The 20,714-nt window shown below is 35.7% G+C and carries 24 protein-coding genes; 5 read left to right on the forward strand and 19 right to left on the reverse strand.

Annotated features, from left to right (window positions below; all coding sequences use genetic code 11):
* Positions 1 to 62: 62 nt before the first annotated feature.
* The 5 genes from hemW to gpr all read right to left on the reverse strand — a co-directional run bounded on the left by hemW (position 63) and on the right by gpr (position 5,258).
* Positions 63 to 1,202, reverse strand: a complete 1,140-nt coding sequence (gene hemW / locus ACYFX0_RS06160; RefSeq protein WP_000249440.1) for a radical SAM family heme chaperone HemW — start codon at positions 1,200 to 1,202, stop codon at positions 63 to 65.
* Between the two features lie 51 nt (positions 1,203 to 1,253).
* Positions 1,254 to 1,628, reverse strand: a complete 375-nt coding sequence (locus ACYFX0_RS06165) for a winged helix-turn-helix transcriptional regulator (protein WP_001293539.1) — start codon at positions 1,626 to 1,628, stop codon at positions 1,254 to 1,256.
* 130 nt (positions 1,629 to 1,758) lie between these two features.
* Entirely contained in the window at positions 1,759 to 3,582 is a 1,824-nt protein-coding gene (gene lepA / locus ACYFX0_RS06170; RefSeq protein WP_001030948.1) for an elongation factor 4, read from the reverse strand.
* Positions 3,583 to 3,792: 210 nt separating this feature from the next.
* Positions 3,793 to 4,158: a YqxA family protein gene (locus tag ACYFX0_RS06175; protein WP_001207093.1), complete on the reverse strand. Its 366-nt coding sequence runs from the start codon at positions 4,156 to 4,158 to the stop codon at positions 3,793 to 3,795.
* A complete protein-coding gene (gpr, locus tag ACYFX0_RS06180; RefSeq protein WP_000662644.1) occupies positions 4,155 to 5,258 on the reverse strand; it encodes a GPR endopeptidase in 1,104 nt (367 codons plus the stop codon). Before gpr ends, ACYFX0_RS06175 begins: the two co-directional genes overlap by 4 nt.
* Positions 5,259 to 5,438: 180 nt before the next feature.
* Between gpr and rpsT the strand changes: the two genes are divergently transcribed.
* Positions 5,439 to 5,696 (forward strand): 30S ribosomal protein S20, encoded by a 258-nt coding sequence (gene rpsT / locus ACYFX0_RS06185; RefSeq protein ID WP_001274012.1) that lies wholly within the window; start codon positions 5,439 to 5,441, stop codon positions 5,694 to 5,696.
* 85 nt (positions 5,697 to 5,781) lie between these two features.
* On the opposite strand, the gene holA is transcribed toward rpsT, so the two are convergent.
* Positions 5,782 to 6,792: a DNA polymerase III subunit delta gene (gene holA / locus ACYFX0_RS06190; RefSeq protein WP_001279923.1), complete on the reverse strand. Its 1,011-nt coding sequence runs from the start codon at positions 6,790 to 6,792 to the stop codon at positions 5,782 to 5,784.
* A gap of 345 nt (positions 6,793 to 7,137) precedes the next feature.
* Here holA and ACYFX0_RS06195 point away from each other — a divergent pair, with 345 nt between their 5' ends.
* The gene (locus ACYFX0_RS06195; protein ID WP_000997609.1) at positions 7,138 to 7,272 is read left to right on the forward strand and encodes a YqzM family protein; all 135 of its coding nucleotides are present in this window, start codon (positions 7,138 to 7,140) and stop codon (positions 7,270 to 7,272) included.
* Positions 7,273 to 7,303: 31 nt separating this feature from the next.
* Here the strand turns inward: ACYFX0_RS06195 and ACYFX0_RS06200 are convergent, their stop codons facing one another.
* From ACYFX0_RS06200 to ACYFX0_RS06210, 3 genes are all read right to left on the reverse strand, one after another.
* Positions 7,304 to 9,625: a DNA internalization-related competence protein ComEC/Rec2 gene (locus ACYFX0_RS06200; RefSeq protein ID WP_106082353.1), complete on the reverse strand. Its 2,322-nt coding sequence runs from the start codon at positions 9,623 to 9,625 to the stop codon at positions 7,304 to 7,306.
* 14 nt (positions 9,626 to 9,639) lie between these two features.
* On the reverse strand, positions 9,640 to 10,197 hold the full coding sequence (locus tag ACYFX0_RS06205) for a ComE operon protein 2 (RefSeq protein ID WP_000439773.1): 558 nt from the start codon (positions 10,195 to 10,197) through the stop codon (positions 9,640 to 9,642).
* A gap of 63 nt (positions 10,198 to 10,260) precedes the next feature.
* Positions 10,261 to 10,860, reverse strand: a complete 600-nt coding sequence (locus tag ACYFX0_RS06210) for a helix-hairpin-helix domain-containing protein (RefSeq protein WP_000989935.1) — start codon at positions 10,858 to 10,860, stop codon at positions 10,261 to 10,263.
* Positions 10,861 to 10,937: 77 nt separating this feature from the next.
* On the opposite strand from ACYFX0_RS06210, the gene comER reads away from it, so the two are divergent.
* Entirely contained in the window at positions 10,938 to 11,765 is an 828-nt protein-coding gene (comER, locus tag ACYFX0_RS06215; RefSeq protein WP_001020554.1) for a late competence protein ComER, read from the forward strand.
* A 320-nt stretch (positions 11,766 to 12,085) separates the two neighbouring features.
* Here the strand turns inward: comER and ACYFX0_RS06220 are convergent, their stop codons facing one another.
* The 8 genes from ACYFX0_RS06220 to ACYFX0_RS06255 form a co-directional block, all read right to left on the reverse strand.
* The gene (locus ACYFX0_RS06220; RefSeq protein ID WP_000873064.1) at positions 12,086 to 12,835 is read right to left on the reverse strand and encodes a class I SAM-dependent methyltransferase; all 750 of its coding nucleotides are present in this window, start codon (positions 12,833 to 12,835) and stop codon (positions 12,086 to 12,088) included.
* Positions 12,832 to 13,188, reverse strand: coding sequence for a ribosome silencing factor (gene rsfS, locus ACYFX0_RS06225; protein ID WP_000998173.1), 357 nt, complete (start codon positions 13,186 to 13,188; stop codon positions 12,832 to 12,834). Before rsfS ends, ACYFX0_RS06220 begins: the two co-directional genes overlap by 4 nt.
* Positions 13,185 to 13,754, reverse strand: coding sequence for a bis(5'-nucleosyl)-tetraphosphatase (symmetrical) YqeK (gene yqeK, locus ACYFX0_RS06230; protein ID WP_106082354.1), 570 nt, complete (start codon positions 13,752 to 13,754; stop codon positions 13,185 to 13,187). The genes rsfS and yqeK overlap by 4 nt, the downstream gene beginning before the upstream one ends.
* The gene (gene nadD / locus ACYFX0_RS06235; protein WP_001226031.1) at positions 13,744 to 14,313 is read right to left on the reverse strand and encodes a nicotinate-nucleotide adenylyltransferase; all 570 of its coding nucleotides are present in this window, start codon (positions 14,311 to 14,313) and stop codon (positions 13,744 to 13,746) included. Before nadD ends, yqeK begins: the two co-directional genes overlap by 11 nt.
* Before the next feature lie 137 nt (positions 14,314 to 14,450).
* On the reverse strand, positions 14,451 to 14,744 hold the full coding sequence (gene yhbY, locus ACYFX0_RS06240) for a ribosome assembly RNA-binding protein YhbY (RefSeq protein ID WP_000955224.1): 294 nt from the start codon (positions 14,742 to 14,744) through the stop codon (positions 14,451 to 14,453).
* Positions 14,745 to 14,749: 5 nt separating this feature from the next.
* Positions 14,750 to 15,583: a shikimate dehydrogenase gene (gene aroE, locus ACYFX0_RS06245; RefSeq protein WP_000812107.1), complete on the reverse strand. Its 834-nt coding sequence runs from the start codon at positions 15,581 to 15,583 to the stop codon at positions 14,750 to 14,752.
* Positions 15,584 to 15,598: 15 nt separating this feature from the next.
* The gene (gene yqeH / locus ACYFX0_RS06250; RefSeq protein ID WP_000140807.1) at positions 15,599 to 16,705 is read right to left on the reverse strand and encodes a ribosome biogenesis GTPase YqeH; all 1,107 of its coding nucleotides are present in this window, start codon (positions 16,703 to 16,705) and stop codon (positions 15,599 to 15,601) included.
* 3 nt (positions 16,706 to 16,708) lie between these two features.
* Positions 16,709 to 17,221 carry a YqeG family HAD IIIA-type phosphatase gene (locus ACYFX0_RS06255; protein ID WP_000765316.1) on the reverse strand — a complete coding sequence of 171 codons (513 nt, stop codon included), beginning with the start codon at positions 17,219 to 17,221 and terminating at the stop codon, positions 16,709 to 16,711.
* Positions 17,222 to 17,467: 246 nt separating this feature from the next.
* Here ACYFX0_RS06255 and sda point away from each other — a divergent pair, with 246 nt between their 5' ends.
* A complete protein-coding gene (gene sda / locus ACYFX0_RS06260; protein ID WP_000850094.1) occupies positions 17,468 to 17,623 on the forward strand; it encodes a sporulation histidine kinase inhibitor Sda in 156 nt (51 codons plus the stop codon).
* A gap of 185 nt (positions 17,624 to 17,808) precedes the next feature.
* Here the strand turns inward: sda and ACYFX0_RS06265 are convergent, their stop codons facing one another.
* On the reverse strand, positions 17,809 to 18,597 hold the full coding sequence (locus ACYFX0_RS06265; protein ID WP_001254999.1) for a phosphatidylserine decarboxylase: 789 nt from the start codon (positions 18,595 to 18,597) through the stop codon (positions 17,809 to 17,811).
* A 290-nt stretch (positions 18,598 to 18,887) separates the two neighbouring features.
* The gene (sigK, locus tag ACYFX0_RS06270) at positions 18,888 to 19,601 is read right to left on the reverse strand and encodes an RNA polymerase sporulation sigma factor SigK (RefSeq protein WP_000051382.1); all 714 of its coding nucleotides are present in this window, start codon (positions 19,599 to 19,601) and stop codon (positions 18,888 to 18,890) included.
* 182 nt (positions 19,602 to 19,783) lie between these two features.
* Between sigK and ACYFX0_RS06275 the strand changes: the two genes are divergently transcribed.
* Positions 19,784 to 20,677, forward strand: a complete 894-nt coding sequence (locus ACYFX0_RS06275) for a hypothetical protein (protein ID WP_460270060.1) — start codon at positions 19,784 to 19,786, stop codon at positions 20,675 to 20,677.
* Positions 20,678 to 20,714 lie beyond the last annotated feature (37 nt).

A 20,714-nucleotide genomic window follows, 5' to 3' on the forward strand; every position in this document is an offset into this window, starting at 1 on the left:
TTCAATTGTCAACGGAAACGTCACGAAATAATGAAACTTTTTCACGTTAATGGAACATTTAATTAGTCAATTAAAAATGATTGGAATACTTCATTCCCTAATAATTTTCCTTTTCGCGTTAAACGAACATATCCATCGCTCTCTTCAAGCAATCCTTGTTCTTGGTTGTTTTGTAACTGCTTCGCGAAAACTTGATCCATCTCCATATTAAATTTCTTTTGAAATGCTATTTTAGATACACCTTTTGTTTTTCGAAGTCCTAAGAACAACTCTTCTTCCATCTTTTCTTTCTCCGTCACCACGTGAACATCTAAATACGGAAATCCTGTTTCATCAATTTTATTAAAATATTGCTTCAGCGGACCTACATTTTGAATACGTTCCCCATTCACATAACTATGAGCTCCAGCTCCAAAGCCATAATACTCTTCATTATTCCAGTATGTGAGATTATGTCTACTTTTATTGTCACCTTTTGAGAAATTACTAATTTCATACTGGTTATAACCGTGTTTCTCCATTTCATCCATTACCATTTCATACATTTTCGCTTCATGGTCTTCACCCGGAAGACGCAATTTCCCTTTATTCATTAAGTTATAAAACACTGTTTTAGGTTCCACAATTAATGAATATGCCGAGAAATGTTGTACACCAAGCGTAAAAGCAATGTCTAATGTTTCCTTCACATCTTCTATCGTTTGTCCTGGCAAAGCATAAATAATATCTACATTAATATTTTTAAAGCCTACTTCCTGAGCTTCTCGAATCGCTAGGAATGCATCTTCCCTCGTATGCTTGCGCCCGATTTTCTCAAGCAGTTCATCACGGAACGTTTGCACACCAAAACTAATTCGATTCACTCCACCTTCTAGTAGTACATTCAACTTCTCTTTCGGTAGATCTCCTGGATTCGCTTCAAATGTCAATTCACAATTCGGAGCAAACGGGCGCAAATGACGATTAATAATCTCGAGTAATTTTTTTGTCTGTTCCATATTTAACGCTGTCGGAGTTCCACCGCCCACAAAAATCGTTTTCATACTATCAAACGGAACTCTTTGAACCGTATTTATTATTTCCTTCTCTAAATAATCTAAATATTGATCAACCGGTTGGCGTTCAATAAACACTTTATTAAAATCACAATAGTGACAAATGTGCTGACAAAACGGGATATGAATATATGCAGCTTGTACCAAATATAACTCCTACCTTTCTAAAAAGAAAACCTCCGCACTCCGGAGGATTCTCTACTTCTCTAACGTATTACGAATTTGTTCCATTCGCATTTTTCCCCAATCATACATCATTTCAACGATCGGTAAAAGTGACATGCCTAGTTCCGTCATATAATACTCAACACGAGGAGGAATTTCGGGATATACTGTTCGATCAACAATCCCATCTTCCATTAACTCTTTTAATTGGTTCGACAAAACTTTATGAGAAATGCTTGGGAATAACCGTTGTAATTCACTAAAACGATGAGGCCCTTCCACACCAAGATGCCACAGTATCACAACTTTCCACTTTCCACTAATAATAGAAAGCGTCAATTCCTTTTCACAATTAAAATTGCCATTTTGTATTTTATCTTGAATATCTTTTCGAATATTTTCGGACATTAACAATCTCCTAACTCTATATGAACTAAAAAGCTCTCTCATTATTGTAAATGAGAGCTGCTCAGATGTCTAAAAAGTAATTATACAGAAAAAAGAAGCCGTACAAACGACTTCTTTTTTATTTCAAATATTAGTTGTCATCCATTTTCAGTACAGCCATGAATGCCTCTTGCGGCACTTCTACAGAACCAACAGACTTCATACGTTTTTTACCTTCTTTTTGCTTATCAAGAAGTTTACGCTTACGAGAAATGTCACCGCCGTAACATTTTGCAAGTACGTTTTTACGCATCGCCTTAATTGTAGAACGTGCTACAACTTTATTTCCGATAGTCGCCTGAATTGGCACTTCGAACTGTTGTCTCGGAATTAATTCTTTTAATTTCTCTACAATTACTTTACCACGGTCATACGCTGAATCACGGTGTACGATAAATGATAAAGCATCCACTTGTTCATTATTTAAAAGAATATCCATTTTCACAAGTTTAGATGGTTTATAACCAATTAACTCATAATCAAATGATGCATACCCTTTCGTATTTGATTTCAATTGATCGAAGAAGTCATATACGATTTCTGATAACGGGATTTCATATGTTAATGTAACACGCGTTTCATCTAAATATTGCATATCAATAAACGTTCCACGTTTACCTTGGCAAATTTCCATTACAGCTCCAACATAGTCATTCGGAACCATAATTGAAGCCTTCACAAACGGCTCTTCTACACGATCGATAGACTGTGGGTCTGGCATATTAGATGGATTATCAACAATAACATCTTCACCGTTTGTTAAATAAACTTTATAAATAACGCTTGGCGCTGTTGTAATTAAGTCAATCTTAAATTCACGTTCAATACGTTCTTGAATGATTTCCATGTGAAGAAGTCCTAAGAATCCACAACGGAAACCAAATCCTAACGCTTGAGATGTTTCTGGTTCAAACTCAAGAGCAGAATCGTTTAACTCTAATTTTTCTAACGCATCACGTAAATCGTTATAACGAGCAGAATCAATTGGATACAGCCCACAGAATACCATCGGGTTTAATTTACGGTAACCTGGTAACGCCTCTGCAGCTGGACGTTTCGCATGTGTAATCGTATCACCAACACGTGTATCACCTACGTTTTTAATAGATGCTGCTAAGAAACCTACATCACCTACTGTTAACTCGTCACGTTGCGTAGTTTTCGGTGTAAATACACCTACTTCTGTTACTTCAAATTCTTTACCCGTTGCCATCATACGTACTTTATCGCCAACTTTTACCGTTCCATTTACAACACGGATATAAGCAATTACACCACGGTACGGATCATATAAAGAGTCGAAAATCATACATTGTAACGGCTCTTCTGAATCACCTGCCGGAGCTGGTACTTTTTCAACAATTTGTTCTAAAATTTCTTCAATACCAATTCCAGCTTTTGCAGAAGCAAGTACCGCTTCTGATGCATCTAAACCAATTACATCTTCTACCTCTTGACGTACACGTTCTGGATCCGCACTTGGTAAGTCGATTTTATTGATAACTGGTAAAATTTCCAAGTTGTTATCAAGCGCTAAGTATACGTTCGCTAACGTTTGCGCTTCAATACCTTGCGCTGCATCTACTACAAGAATCGCGCCTTCACAAGCCGCTAAACTACGAGATACTTCGTACGTAAAGTCGACGTGTCCTGGTGTATCAATTAAATGAAGAATATACTCTTCACCATCTTTTGCTTTATAGTTTAATTGTACTGCGTTTAATTTGATTGTAATACCACGCTCACGCTCTAAATCCATAGAGTCAAGCAACTGAGCTTTCATTTCGCGTTGTGTTAACGCATTTGTTTTCTCTAAAATACGGTCTGCTAACGTTGATTTTCCGTGGTCAATATGAGCAATAATAGAGAAATTACGAATTTTGGACTGTCTTTTTGCTCTTTCTTCTTTGTTCATCTATGTTCTCAACTCCTAATAGTCTCGCCAATATACACTAGCACTGATTATATCAATAGAGCAACAAAGATTCAATGAAAACTCGTGCTGCTTACGATACAAATCATTCTATCTATATCTTATGCGAATAAACCATAAGAGACAAACCCTTTTCAAATTTTAAAACGGTTGTCTTACAAATCAGTAAAACAACCATCTCCCATGCTACTCTTAGCTAAAAATCCCCTTTATTTTCCCAACAACTATATCCGTTCCGAACTTCGTCATTTCATAAGCTACACTTGCTAACGCCATCCCAATTCCTTCTACAACATTAAAACTTCTTAAACGTTCTAATTGTTGTTGTTTTTCTGAAGCTGAAAACGAACTACCCAAAATTTCTGATTCAGCACCTGTACTCTCTGTCCCTGTCATATGAGCTATTTGTTCATACGACAATTGCCGATAACCTTTCATACTTTTCAAACCATGATTAGCAAGTGACACTCCTGCTATCATCATAAGTAAACATAAAGCTACACTACATATACACAAAAGCGCAAAACGACTCAAACTATTATCATCTTTCTCCCTCAATGTGTATACGCTCCCGTATTATCTTGATCAATTTGATGATGCAGCGCTGCATTTAAACCACTCGCTATTACATTCGCCATATCCTCAATAAAAGTATCTACTTCTTTTGGGGTCACCATTAAGTTATGACCAAGAGGCGATAGCACTTCATAAATCAACCTTCTTTTTTCTTCTTCTTCTAACGTACCAACAGCACCTAAAAACATATTTCGGCTCTTTTCATCTGGCATATCTTCTTCTGTTAATTTTTTCTTTTCTCCAAATGAAAATCCCGCTGGTAACAAAGATCTTGAAGGTTTGTTTCCTTCTTTCATCTCTCGACCAAAATGTTTCAAAATAAAATCAATCGTATCACTTGTAATCGAAACGGCATCGACCACAGTCGGAACACCAATTGCGATAACAGGGATACCTAATGTCTCTTTACTTAGTTCCTTACGTTTATTCCCAACCCCTGATCCAGGATGGATTCCAGTATCAGAAATTTGTATCGTGCTATTTACTCGTTCAATAGAACGGGCAGCTAATGCGTCAATCGCAATTACAAAGTCTGGATTTGTCTTCTCAATAATCCCATAAATAACATCGCTCGTTTCGATGCCTGTAATCCCCATTACTCCCGGCCGAATTGCACTAACAGGTCTGAATCCTTCTTCTACACTTTCAGGCTGCAATTGAAACAAATGTCTCGTTACTAATACATTTTCTACAACTATTGGCCCAAGAGCATCCGGTGTTACATTCCAATTCCCAAGGCCTACAATTAAACAGCTCGCTTCTTTTGTAACACCAACCTCTTCTAAGAAATAAGAAAATTCTTTTGCAAAAATACGCTCCACTTTTTGTTGAAGTTCTGTATCTTGCTGACGTATACCTTGTACTTCAAGCGTTAAATAATTTCCAGGTTTTTTACCCATCGCTTCAGAGGCAGCTTCATCAATTGTTACTTTTGTAATTATAGTACCTTCTTCTTCCCTCTCTTTTACAATTACCCCCTGTATCCCTTTTTGTTCTTCTTGGCTTTCTTGCAACATTTGATGAGCTTCTACAGCAAGGTCAGTTCTAACGCTATATTTACTTAAATCCAATGGTTCTTTCATCGTATCTCCTCCGTAATTCATAGTAAATATCGTTAGATTTCCCAAAGTTATATAAGGTCATTCTTTCCTTTACGTGAAATTTCATGGATATACTATTGCAATTCTCTTCACCGTTTGATAGAATATCACTTGTTCTATGTAAGAATCGAGTCATTCGATTGCACCAGGGAGGTGAAAAGTATGGCAAACATCAAATCTGCTATCAAACGCGCTAAACTTAGCGAAGAGCGTCGTGCACATAACGCTTCTATCAAGTCTGACATGCGTTCTGCTGTTAAAACTGTAGAAGCTTTAGTTACTAATAACGATCTTGAAAATGCTAAAGAAGCTTTCAAAACTGCTTCTAAAAAACTTGACAAAGCAGCTCGTAAAGGTCTTATCCACCAAAACGCTGCATCTCGTCAAAAATCTCGCTTAGCGAAACAAGTAAACGCGTAAGGCGTTTAAAAAACGATCCATTTGGATCGTTTTTTTATATACAAAAAAAGTTCATGCACTAGGTACATGAACTTTTTTTGTGTCATCACATATGATTTAATCGCATTAAGAAAAACTCGAGCACAAGTTTCTTATCCATCTTTCCCGTCTTCATACTATAATCAGCTTCCGCTAATTCTATAATCACTTTTTTTAATTCTTCAAAAGAGAAAAATTTCGTTTGATTCATCGCCAATTTTACACGATACGGATGTACACCAATATGAGATGCAATTTGATTTTGCCCATAACCACGTTGCTGTAACTCTTTCACTTGATACAACAAACGGAATTGACTCACTAATAACGCAAGCAATTTAATCGGTTCTTCCTGCTGCGTAAATAATCCATCCAAAATTTGCATTGCACCTGCAATATCTTTTTTCACCACTTTTTCTGTCAAAGCAAATACATTTTGCTCAACTGATTTTGGCACAAGCTCTGCAACAAGTTTCGTCGTAATCTCTCCGCCCATACCAACGTATAACGTTAACTTGTCCATTTCCTTCGCCAACATCGTTACATTACTTCCCACAAGCTCTAGCAACAAACTAACAGCCGCGTTATCAATGTGCACATGCACTTCATCTGCCCGAGCAACAATCCACTTCTGAACATCCTGCACTTGCATCGCATTCGCTTCTACTACATCTGCTGTTTTCTTTAATAGTTTTGTAATTTTTTTTCGCTCATCAAGTTTTTCGTAAGGCGCAACAAAAACAAGAATAGAAAATGGAGAAGGTTCACCAATGTATTCTTCTAAAATTTTTATATTTTGCTCTAACTTTTCTTTTTGCGAAGTCAAAAATAGCGGTGATTTTATTAACAGTACTTTCCGCTCTCCAAAGAAAGGAAGCGTACGCGCATCCTCAACCACATCTTCTAAATACGCTTCTTCCAAATCGTATGTCACAACATTAAACTCTCGATCTTCTTCTTCAAGTGCTTCTGTCGTAATAAGCTTTATCGTTTCATTTATAAAAAAAGCTTCCGTCCCATATAGTAAATATAACGGAGCAAACTGTTTCTTTTTAATTTTTTTATGTATATCACTCATACTTTTTCCTACTCCCTAACTTGGCAATATATATTTATACTAATGCCCTAGCTTTTGTTTTACAAGTACAAAGGAACAGGCTTTATAACCCGTCCCTTTATTTATATTAAACGCCACGCAATAAGCCCCGGGTTTCTTATTGGTGTGCGGTAATCACCTTCCCTTTATTATTCACAATAAAAATTCCAGTATAAGTGCCAACTGTTAACATGCTTGGAAACAAAAAACTCACGTTACTTCATAATCTAAAATTCGCAAAAAGCTCATTTTCTCTTCACATTGAAATTGTAGATTTTTTTCTGACAATATTTTATACTAAAGTGGAATGTTGGGGAGGGATTCTAAATGAATGATTTTGAACAAAACGTTCAAAGTAAACGCAATGACGCTATTGATTCAGGGGTAGGATTTATCGTCTCATTTGGTTTTTTCGCAACACTTTTCATCATTGCAACTGTTATTAAATTTATCGGTTCTTAAAGACTGCCACTTCATGGCAGTCTTCTCTTTTTCACCTATTATATGTCTTATCATATGTGATTTTACTTTGAAAGGTTCCATTTTCCCCTTTAAAAACATAGGAAATAGCACCTTGCTTGTCCGTGCGCCATATCGCACTCCCCATCTTCTCCAAACGTTCTATTACTTCTTTATGCGGGTGTCCATATCTATTCTGCTTACCAACAGATATAATCGCTACACGGGGCTGTATAACGTTCAAAAAAGACTCTATAGATGACGTATTACTTCCATGATGAGCAACTTTTAAAACATCCACTCGCAAATCTGGATACGCAGATACTAAAAACTGCTCTCCTTCTTCTTCTAAATCGCCTGTAAATAGCCACGTCAATCCTCCAAATTTTGCCCATATTACAATTGAAGCATTATTTTCACTTTTTTCTTTTCCTTTTGGAGCTAAAACGAAAAACTCAGCTTCATTTACACTCCAACTTTCCCCTTCCCCCACTTCAGTTATTTTCATTTCCTTTTCTAATGCCTGTTTCTTTACTACTTTTTCTAATACTGCATCTTTTCCCTTCCGGCCAAATACAACTTCTTTTACAGGTATATATGATAATAATTCTTGCGCAGCACCTATATGATCTGCATCTCCATGCGTTACGATTAATTTATCAATTGTTTTAATACCTTCTTTTTGTAAATAGGGTATTAAAACATCAGTTCCAACAGAAAATTCATGCTTTTTTTGTTGCCACTCTTCCTTATTGACACGAAGCGTTCCACCTGTATCAATAAGATAAACCCCTTTATCATACGGAAGGCGAATTAATATTGCATCACCTTGTCCAACATCAATAAATGTTACACTTCCGCTTCCTCTAAAATATGGATATACATAATGACACGTGCTAATAAAAAGAAATATACTCACAACTATACAAACCATTTTTTTCGGCGCTCTCCTTTCCCAAACTATCAATATACTGACAATACTCGTGCAATATACAGCTACAAGATTGAAGGACGTTTTCCCGAAAATAAGCTGTTTAAATGGTAAACTTTCACAATAACTTAGAAGAACATTAGACATACTCAAGCCTATTGATAACACATCCGCAAATCCTTTTGCGAGAAACGGGACAATTGGCATACACAGTAAAATAATAATGCTACATGGTAATACAATGATAGATAAAAACGGAACGTATAAAAGATTGAGGAAAATGCTATATGGAGAAAAATAACCAAAGTGATATAACAAGATCGGAGTACTAACGAGCTGTGAAATGATAGAAATATAAATAGAATTTCGGATTACTCCGTTGCTACTCCCTAATAAGAACGGAGCAGACAAAAGTAAAGCGAAGCTACCTACAAAAGAAAACTGAAATCCAATATTAAAAACAAGATAAGGGTCATATATAAGCATACATATAGCTGTTACACTTAAAGCATCTAAACTAGATAAACGAATCGAGCACATAAAAGCAATCAACATCAAAACTCCTGCTATAGAAGCCCTTATAACAGATGGTGACGCCCCTGCTAAAACCATATACAAAGGAATACAGACGATAAGGCAAATTGTTGCTACCTCCCTCGTCGCACCACTTCTTAGCAAAATAAAATATACTATCCCCATTAACAATACAATGTGCGAACCTGAAATTGCTAACAAATGTATAAGACCAAACTGTTGATATTGCTCTTCCACTTCAAACGTCATTTGTTGTCTATCACCAAATAGTAACGCATTCATAAAAGCACCTGATTGCTCTGGAAACATTTCTGTAACTTTCGAGATTGCTTGTTGCCTCAAAAGGAGAATCCATTGCATAAGCGACAGTGATGTTTTATAGCATTCAGAAATATATGTAGCCTCAAATGTGAAATGAATATGTTGCTTGTATAAATAATCACGGTAATTAAAACCATGAAAATTCCGAGCTGTTTGTGGTTCTTTCCTCTCACCCTCGAATACACATGATATCCCTGCGTATAATTGTTGCATTTTTTCCTTTTCCAGAGCTGATTTTATTCTATAACTTAATTGCACTATATTTTTATTGTGATCTTCAAATTGAAAAGATAGGCGATCGCCATTAACAAGCGGTGTATTTTGTATAACACCTCTTGTAACTCCATAGGACTCTCCTAGAGACTTATTCCACCCTTGAACATAAGAAGTGTATATAGCGCCACTAAAGCACGCTACAATGCAAAAAAAGAAGGTTTTACGCGAAGTGCGATATAAACAGAAGAAAATATTTAAAAAGAGGCAAAAAACTATCAATAAAAGTGACGAGGAAAAGGCAATTGCAATCCCTATTATAAACGAGATTGCAACATACCCCCATTGTTCCTGCAACTTATACTCACTCCTTATAGCATCATTTTTGCTTTCGTGAATACATGCTGTAATTCTTCCATTGATAAATTATCTTTTTCTAAAGACGCAAATAATTCTTTTAACTCCGTATAACGTTTTTGCTCCTCTAATGCAGCAATATCATATTCTAGCGGAACGTGCTTCACTGTTACATTCGCTTGTTCAAATAACTCTATGGCGTATGGATGATTTTTATAATCCTGCGCATAATAAACCGCTGTAATACCACTTTGAATAATTGCCTTACAACATTGTAAACAAGGGAAATGCGTAACGTAAATTTCTGCTTCCTCTGTTTTCGCACCAAACTTGGCACATTGTAATAAAGCATTCATTTCGGCATGAATTGTCCGAACACAATGATTATCGATTACGTAACAACCATCATCTATACAATGTACGCCACCTTTAATCGAACCATTATATCCACCAGCAATAATTCGTTTATCGCGAACGATTGTCGCTCCTACCGCAAGCCTTGTACATGTACTACGTAACGATAGTAGATGGCTTTGCGTCATAAAATATTGATCCCATGAAATTCGTTCCATATTTTTCACCTACTTTTTTGTCTACTTGTAGTGTAGCGAAAGAAGAAAAACTTCGTCAATCTTTTACGGAATAATAATTTGATCTTTTATCTTTTCAAGAGACTTCGCACCAATCCCATCAATCTCTAATAAATCTTCTATTTTCTGAAACGGACCATGTTCTTCTCTATATTTCAAAATACTTTCTGCCTTTCGAGAGCCAATTCCTGTAATCTTTTCCAATTGCTCCTTCGCTGCTGTATTTATTCGAATCTTGCCATCTTCCTTAGAAGAAGTAAACATCCCTTGTTCTGACTCATTTTTACTCGGTATATAAAGAAGCATTTGATCTTGTACAATTTGTGCTAAATTCACTTTTTTGATATCTACTTCTGATAAAAAACCACCAGCCTTTTGAACCGCATCCTTTACGCGATCTCCTTCCTTCATTTCATATACCCCTTCTTTATTAACCGCTCCTTTCACATCAATTATAATTGTTCTTTTCTGTTCCTTTGTATCCGATATTTTCGGTTTACCCTTTTTTTCTATCTCCTTCTCTTGCACATTCATTGTAATAGGCGTTCGTTCTACACTCTGATTCGTTTTCCAAAAAACAAGAAAAAGTAAAGTTCCAATAATAGCTACTAAACCTAACCACTTTTTCGGAAAATCCCACATCATTTTACACCTCTAATCATAAATTTATAACATCATTCATATTGTTTAGGAGAAAGCTGTTACGAAGGAGGGATGAAACTTTGAACATAGGAATTATAGGGACAGGAAACATGGGGAATATACTAATCGATGCATTTTTAGAAACCCGTGCTGTCAAACCTTCGTGCCTTACAATCATTAATCGGACGCCTGCCAAAGCATATCATATAAAAGAAAAATACCCTTCTGTTCATATAGCAAAAACAATCCCGGAAGTAATCGAACAATCACAACTTATTTTTATTTGCGTTAAGCCGATAGATATATACCCTATCCTAAAAAAATACGCTGAACATTTTTCTGATGAAACGTGCTTAGTTTCTATTACGAGTCCAATATCTCCATCACAATTAGAGACTCTCGTACCTTGTCACGTCGCGCGTATCATTCCAAGTATCACAAACCGCGCCCTCTCTGGCGCCTCACTATTTACATTTGGAGATAATTGCTCTGAAGAATGGCAACAAAAATTACTTCGTCTATTCAAAAACATTTCTACACCTCTTGTAATAGAAGAAGATATAACGCGCGTTTCATCTGATATAGCAAGTTGCGGTCCTGCTTTCTTTAGTTATTTACTACAATGCTTCATTAACGCTGCTGTAGATAAAACAAATATTACACACGAAGAGGCTACTACTTTAGTAAGTGAAATGGTCGTGGGGATGGGGAAATTACTTGAAAAAGAAATCTTCACATTACCTACCTTACAAGAAAAGGTTTGCGTGAAAGGCGGCGTTACTGGGGAAGGCATTCGGGTTTTAGAAGAACACGTTGGAGATATGTTCCATAAGTTAATCGAGCGAACACATGAAAAATTTGATGAAGATTTAGAATGCGTTGATCAGCAATTCAATAAACACACATAATAAATACGTCATTTACATTCCAAATCCTTTTTATAAATAATTACTTTTTTACAATACATTTTCACTTCAACTACTATTCCCACACTTTACGCATACGATCTTCAGATTATGCTAGAACTAAAAATACATCTTCTTTATAAAACAAAAGCAACCTTCTCGGTTGCTTTTGTTTTATCCCGCATTAACGGCCAGTAAGATCCCCACCTTAAAACTCAGCGAAAGCAAAGAAGTTAGGAGGGGGTCGGGCTGCCCGTAAAAGCCCGATTGGTTCAACTAATAATCAGCGGGGAGCTTCGCACCCCGCTGATTAAAGTTTCACTTTATCCGTTTTTCTTCGCCATGAAGAAAATACGCTCTGTTTGTTCTGTAACTTCAAGTCGCTCAAAATCACCTGTTACACGAAGCACTGTAAAACCTGCTTCTTCAAGCCATTTCGTTAACTCTTCCACTTGATATGCACGTTGCACGTGACATTCGTCAAACCGATGGTACACATCTTCTTCTGGATCTTGAACAAAGAATGTTAAATCATGCTCTACACTATTTGATTCTTCACCAGGGAAGCAATTCCAAATAAGAGATATTTCTTCTCCATTCACTGTATACGTTTCATTTTGAAATACATGATGTATTTTATATAAAGAATGTACATCAAATAAAAACAAGCCATCTTGGCGTAAATGGTGAAATACTCTTCTAAATGTTTCTTGCACTCCATCTTCTTGCAATACATAATTTAATGAATCACAAAAGATGGTTACACAATCAAACTCACCTGGAACATCAAGCTCTCGCATGTCTTGTTGATAAAAAGGAATAAAGTATCCCTCTGCTCCCAGTTTTTGCTGAGCGACTGTTAACATTTCTTCTGAAAGATCGACACCTATTAAATCGTAACCCTTTTGCACAAGCGGAAGGGTTACATTACCCGTACCGCATGCTACATCAAGAATTTTTGCCTCTTTCATATCTGCTTGCTGCAGGCTTTCCTCTGTGAATTCCACCCATTTATCATAAGGGACATCATTCATTAGTTCGTCGTACAACAATGCAAATTGTTCGTATTTCATTGGCCTAGCTCTTCTGTAATATCTTCACGTGGCACATCGCCCCATAGACGCTCTAAATTATAGTGATTACGCTCATCTTTATGGAATACATGAGCAACTACATCTCCAAGATCAACTAATACCCAACGTGCTTCGTCAAAACCTTCCATACGTTGTACGTCGATTTGGAACTCATGTGCTTTTGATTTAATTTCACGTGCAATTGCTTGCACTTGTTTATCTGAATTACCGTGACAAATAATGAAATAATCTGCAATTGGTGAAATACCTTGCATATTTAGGACAACCATATCTTCTGCTCTTTTATCATCAGCTGCTTTTGCCGCTAATACTAATAAATCTTTATCGTTCATTTACTCATTTCCTCCTTGATAACTGCATTGTATGTTTGGAATGTTAATGGATAAATCGTCTGATTTTTTCCCATTAAAAATTGAATTGTTTTCTTTAACGCAAATAATAAAGCTTGATTTATATCCGTATATGCGAGTTTACGAGCCTCTTCCACACCTGGAAACTTTCGCCCTGGCTCAATGTAATCAGCTACATAAATCACTTTATCTAACATTGTCATGTTCTCATGACCACTTGTATGATATGTAATAGCTTGCAAAATTTCAGAATCCGTAATGCCTACCTCTTTTTCTACTAAGTATGCCCCAACAGGCGCATGCCACAACTCTTTATTATAGCAAAGTAAATCTTTCGGCAAATCTTCACGTTTAATAATCTCTTCCATCTCTGAAATCGCTCTACATTTCGCATAATCATGGAATATAGCTGCCATCTCTGCTTTTTTCTCGTCCACACCGTATAACTTAGCCAGCTCAATCGCTGTCTCCATTACACCAATTGTGTGTGTATAACGTTTTTCATGCATTTGTTGTTTAACAATATGAAGTGCATTCTCACGATTCATACAACCCATTCCTCTCGATATATACCTGTACTTTTTCAGGAAGTAAGTATTTACACGTTTTCTTCTCCTTATATCTCTCACGTAATAAGGATGAAGAAACTGCAAATTCCGGAATTTCCACTGTAGTAATCTGATACGGCGTATGCAATGTGTACCCAGGTCTCGCAACTCCAACAAACGTTACAAGATTAAGTAAAGCTTCAATGTTATACCACTTCGGTAAATACTCAACCATATCCCCACCAATAATAAAGTGAAACTGCACATCCGGATACTTCTTCGTCAATTGCAACATAGTGTCATACGTATAAGATGGGCCCTTCCTGCTTAACTCTTCTAAACAAATAGAAAAGTGTTCTTCTGCCTCAGTCGCGAGCTCTAACATATGTAAACGTCTTTCTATACTTGTAATATTACGTCCTTGTTTATGTGGCGGAATCTGGTTTGGCAAGAACCATACTTCTTCCAAATCCAAAGCGTGATATACTTCATTTGCAATTAGCAAATGTCCATAGTGAGGCGGATCAAATGTACCGCCAATGATGCCAATTTTCCTCAAAAGAAACGCCCCTTCCTTTTACATACAGCAACTCTCCTTGGTTAGGAATGAAGAGAGTTGCTATTAATAAAAGTTCAATTGGTTTCGCTCTCTACATCATTACGCATCAGCGATAAAAATAGCGCATGCTAATCTTTTTATCGAGGAAGCTTAATTTGTTTATTTTCTCTTGATTCTTTGTATAAAACGATTGTGCTTCCAATTACTTGAACGATTTCAGCACGTGCACCTTTTGCAAGTTCTTCCGCAACCTCACGGCGATCAAATTCACAGTTTTGTAATACACTTACTTTAAATAACTCACGAGCTTCTAAAGTATCTGCGATTTGTTTAATCATATTTTCATTTACTCCGCCTTTTCCTACTTGAAAAATTGGTGTTAAATGATGTGCTTGTGCACGTAAAAATCTTTTTTGTTTTCCTGTTAACATATATGTTAGCCTCCAAGCTTTTCTATAACTAATTGTTTCATTCTCCCGATATTCGGTACACTTCCTGTCCACATTTCAAATGCAAGTGCTCCTTGATACACAAACATATCAATACCATTTTGAATGATTGCACCTTGCTCTTTTGCCTCACATAAAATTTTCGTTTCAAATGGATTATAAATTATATCTGATACAATCGTTCCTTTTTTTAACGAACAAATTTGTAATGGCGTATGTTCGACGTGTGGATGCATACCTATTGTTGTCGTCTGAATGATAATATCATAATTCCCTTGTTCTTCTGTTGCTTTTTCTAACGACAAAGCAACAGAATTAACATCGGCCGTACGTGCAGCAATAAGTTCTTTCGCCTTATCTACTGTACGATTGGCTACATCAATCTCTTTTACACCTACATCAGCAAGAGAAAAATAAATAGCTCGGCTAGCACCACCTGCACCAAGTAACAAAATACGTTTCCCTTGAAGTGGTTCATGACTAATTGACTGCAACGCTCGAACAAAACCAATCCCATCTGTGTTGTAGCCAATTAACCTTCCATTCTTATGAACCACTGTATTTACTGCACCGATTTTCCTTGCCAATGGGTCAATCTCATCCAAATACTCCATAATAGCAACCTTGTGCGGAGTTGTTACATTAAATCCTGAAATACCTAATGCTTTTAAACCTCTTACTGCTTCCCCTAGCACTTCCTCTTCAACAAGAAACGCATGATAATGGGCATTCATATTCAAGTGTTCAAATGCATTGTTATGCATAACGGGTGATAATGAATGTCCAATTGGATTTCCGATTACACCATATAATTGTTTCATAAATCCCTCTCCATATTAAATTAAAGATTTACGTAGTGAAACACTTACTCCTTTTGGTACGTGTGCAACAATTTTTGCTCCTGGTTCGTTCACAGTAACCCATCCTAATCCAGAGAATACAACATCCGTTTTAGGTTCACGAATATTAAATTCGTATTTCACTAGCTCAGGCATATTTGCTAATTCTTCTGGCGTTGGTGGGCTTAGTAAATCCCCAGCATGATTTTTATATAATTCATCTGCTTTCTCAAGCTTTGTACGATGAATTGTTAAGCGATTCGAGAAGTGACAAGTAAACGCACGACGACCACCACTTACATAATCAAAACGTGCCAATCCACTAAAGAATAACGTTTGTTCTTCGTTTAATTGGAATACCATCGGCTTAATTTCTTTTGTTGGTGTAATAAGCTTTAAGCTTTGCTTTCCAACATAATGAGCCATTTGGTGGTGGTTAATAATACCTGGCGTATCATATAAAGAAGATTCTTCGTCTAATGGAATATCAATTAAATCAAGTGTTGTTCCTGGGAAATGAGATGTTGTAATTACATTTTCAGTCTCATCACTAAATTCTTTAATCATACGATTAATAAATGTCGATTTCCCTACATTCGTACATCCAACAACGTAAACATCTTTGCCGCCGCGATAATACTCAATAGCATCTGCTAGTTCAGCAATTCCTTGTCCCTTCGCTGCACTAATTAAAAAGACATCTTCTGGTTTTAATCCTAGTTGCTTTGCACTATAGCGCATCCAATGCTTTACTTTATCATGTTTTACTGACTTTGGAATTAAATCAGCTTTATTTCCAACAAGTAATACTTTATTATTTCCTACGAAACGATGTAAACCAGGTAACCAGCTACCATTAAAATCAAAAATATCTACAATTTTGACTACTAATGCATCTGATTTTCCAATTCCATTTAAAATGCGTAGGAAATCATCATCTGTTAACGATACATCTTGAATTTCATTGTAATGCTTCAAGCGAAAACAACGTTGACAAATAACTTGTTCTTTCTCTAAAGATGAGGTAGGAGCATACCCCACTTCGTTTTTATTTTCTGTTTGAATTTCTACACCGCAACCAATACATTTAATTGTTTCAGTCAAACTTTATTCCTCCCAGTTAATTAAACCTTTTTTCTTCATATTTTTCATAATTCTGCGTTCAATTTTTCGATTAAAGCGCGTCACTAATCCGTCCGTTTGTGCTACCGGTACAACTAAAATTGTATGAAGCCCTACTCGGTTTCCACCAAGCACGTCAGTCAGTAACTGATCTCCAATTACCACAACTTCCTCTGCCTGTAAACGCATCTCTTGTATCGCACGCTTAAACGCTCGAACAAATGGTTTACGTGCACTATGAATAAATGGAATGCCTAATGGGTCAGCAAAATCTTTTACACGTTGCTCATTATTATTTGAAACAACCGTTACTTGGATGCCGTGCTCTTTCATTTTCAAGAACCATTTTTCAAGTTGCGGGGTTGCATTTGGACGATCCCATTCAATTAAAGTGTTATCTAAATCAGTAATAACACCTTTAATCCCACGTTTTTTTAAATCTTCTGGTTGAACATGGTATACATTTTTCACATATTCATTTGGTAAAAATAGTTTCAATTTCTTTCACCTCTTTGAGGATTTTTCATAAAATTTTTCGACAACATTTTTCGATATATAACCTGTGGATAAAATTGTACACATTTTCCACATTAATCTTTCAGTTAATTTGGAATTTACTAACAAACTATACACACTTTATCCACCTAGGTATGTGGATAACCACCCGTTTGTGACTGTCATATTTTTTTGGTACATTAAATGCATCAACGAATCAATCCTTATATTATTAGGAGGTGACTCACCTTGAAAACAAAACATATGGAACAGTTATCCACTGAGTTACTCACTGAGTCTTATTATAAAGCAAAAGAACTAAAATTAAATCCCGACTTCATTTTACTTATAAAACAAGAAATCATTAGACGCTCATTAGAGGACAAGCTTGTCAAATCTTCTTGATTACATATAAAGTGAAAGTTTAATTAGCCCGTACCAATCAAACAGTTACAGGATAAATTATTGGATGCCCTGTAAAAAGAGCCATCCTACGATGGCTCTCGAATAAACAAGTACTCCCATCTAGGGGATTTCATCATTAAGTATCTTTGCCCATAACTCTTACTTACGGTTATAAAAGCTTTTCTTTATTTATGAGCTAATCGAGTAGCTATTTTTTCACCAAGACGAAGCTCTTGTCCACTCTTTAATTCCTGCACTACTTCTATCATATCTTTTTCAAACAATAACACAACTGTTGAACCAAATGTAAAGTATGCCATTTCTTCACCTTTTTGAACAGTATCTCTCTCATGCAAAAGCTCGATACTATTAACAAACATGGCACCTACTTTTACAAGAGCCATATGCTCACCATCACTGCTTATTTCTGTAACAGAACGATAATTTTTTGACAGCGGTTCTTTCCCGTATTCCATACCAGCTGCATTTACCGGATATGATTTTCTACCGAGTACAAATCTTTCAGTCACAGAACCAGAAAGCGGACTATGAATGCGATGATAGTGACTTGGACTCAAATAAATTACCATATATGTACCGCCTGCATATCGCGTTGCACGTTCTTCATTACCTAGCATATCCACAATTGAATAGCGCTTTCCTTTAATATCAAATGTTTTTGTATCCTCAATAGGACCATGATCTGCAAAAACACCATCAACAGGACTAACGATACTCGATGCATCTGTATCAATACTACGCTTTCCTTCTTTTAGCTTACGCGTAAATAATTCATGCAATGTTCTATATTCCTTCAAGCCCTTTTCCATCTCATCTTGATTAATTTGAAAAACTTTCGCATACGATGGAATAATGATAGAGCTCAAACGAGATTGTGCAAATTTACGTAATATATAAGAAGTAAAGCGACCATTTGTAAGTTCTATCATAAGTCGATATAATGTACGTCGCAAATTGCGAAACCCCCTAATCAGTCTATAACTTTAGTTTTCCCTTCTTTTCTTTCTATATCATATGTAAAATTGGTTCTTATTCCCACATATCATATAAAGCAGCCTTATTATACATACAGAAAACTAAGTATGGTATTATTCTTAAATTATTTAGCACCTTCTAATATTACAGATAGAATCCGTCATTTTCAACAGTGAACATGTATTTCTTCTTAGCATAACGCGTTTTCTTTTCTTATTTACAATAAGAAAAGCAGCCCCTTTTAAAATATGGCTGCTTCTAATACACTTTACTCTTTCGCTTTTTTCTCTTTCTCTGCCCTTACAAACTCGTGGAACATCTTCATTAAAGCACGCTTTTCAATCCTTGATACGTAGCTTCTAGAAATACCAAGCGCCTTAGCGATTTCCCGCTGTGTTTTCTCCTTATCTAGCCCAAGTCCAAAACGTTTCACAATCACTTCTTTTTCTCTTTCGTCTAAAATATCGATATACTCTTTAATTTTTTCTAACTCCATACTAAGCTGAATCATATCAATTACATCTTCAGACTCTGATTTTAATATATCAATAAGCGATATTTCATTGCCCTCTTTATCTTGCCCAATCGGATCATGAAGTGAAACATCTTTTTTCGTTTTCTTTAGTACACGTAAATGCATCAAAATTTCATTTTCAATACAGCGTGCTGCATACGTCGCAAGCTTTGTTCCCTTTCCTGCAGAATAGCTCTCGATCGCTTTAATGAGCCCGATCGTACCAATTGAAATTAAATCTTCTGCATCTTCTCCTGTGTTCTCAAATTTTTTAACGATATGAGCTACAAGCCGTAAATTATGTTCAATCAAAAGATTTCTCGCTTGAGCATCACCTTGCTCCATTAACTCTAAGTACTTTCTCTCATCATCTGATGATAACGGCTGCGGGAACGCATTATTCTTTACATAAGAAACAAAGACAAACACTTCTCGAACCATATATCCAATTGCGGCGAATAGACTCAAACCTTTCACCTCCGCCAAAATAGTGGTCTTTATTATGTGTATGTAGGCGTGAGGTTGTTTGTGTCTGTACAGTTTATTTATAAAACTCAACACTTCTAACATTTAAAATATTTTATTGTTATATTATAATTAAAAGAAATTGTTATTTATATATGAATATGCTATTAAAGGGGACACTATTCATGATTACATTAGATCGATTATTAAATGTAACAATTTATTTAGGGGGATTTTTACTTTTCATTTCGTTCATTACTTTTGTTATTAAAAGAGGGCCTGATTTATTATTTTTTCAATTTGGAATTTCTTTATTTTTTGGAGCTCAAATTATAACTGGAATGAAATTTTTTCATAACTATGGTTTTTCCTTTCACTCAAAACTAGAACTACTTATCTTTATTCTCTATGTAATTGGAATTATTACATGTATACTATTTTTCTTTCACTTTCAAAATCCGTATCGAATTTTTTTATTAATTTGTAGTTGTTTATTTTTGACTGGATCCAATTATTACTTTAAAGAAACATTAAAGTTTAATAAAAAATTTCCAAAGCAACATAAAACCTTTTTAAATACACAAGAAGAAGACTCTTTTCCAAAAGAAGTTCGTAAATTTTCAGAAGACTACAATACTATAATAAAAAATGAGTTTTATGAATTACCCATGATTCCTACTGAATTACATATTACAAGCAAAACAGATTCTTCCCGTAGTACATCTTTCTTAGTTGAACTTCAAACTAACGAGAATGAAATTACCGATGACTCTGTACAATTAACTCAATCAGACCGTTTTTATGTAGTGTTAAATACACCAAAAACAAAAATAGCAAGGATAGTATATGAAGGGCAGAATTTTTTCACATTTACAGTCACACTAAAGGCTCTTAATTTACAGCAAGAACCGGAAATTCATAATATGTTTTTAGAAATAGATAAACGTAGAGCAATGAATCTTCTTAATTTTGAAATTAAAGCCCATACTAAAGAATGGAAAGTAACATTTAAAAACGATAGTTCTCATTCCGATCTTCCTATCACATTTACTTTTGAAAAACGAACAGGCAAATTATAAAAATAAAAAGAGTTATTTTTATATTCTTTGAAAAATA

Source organism: Bacillus sp. NEAU-Y102 (genome assembly GCF_054788175.1).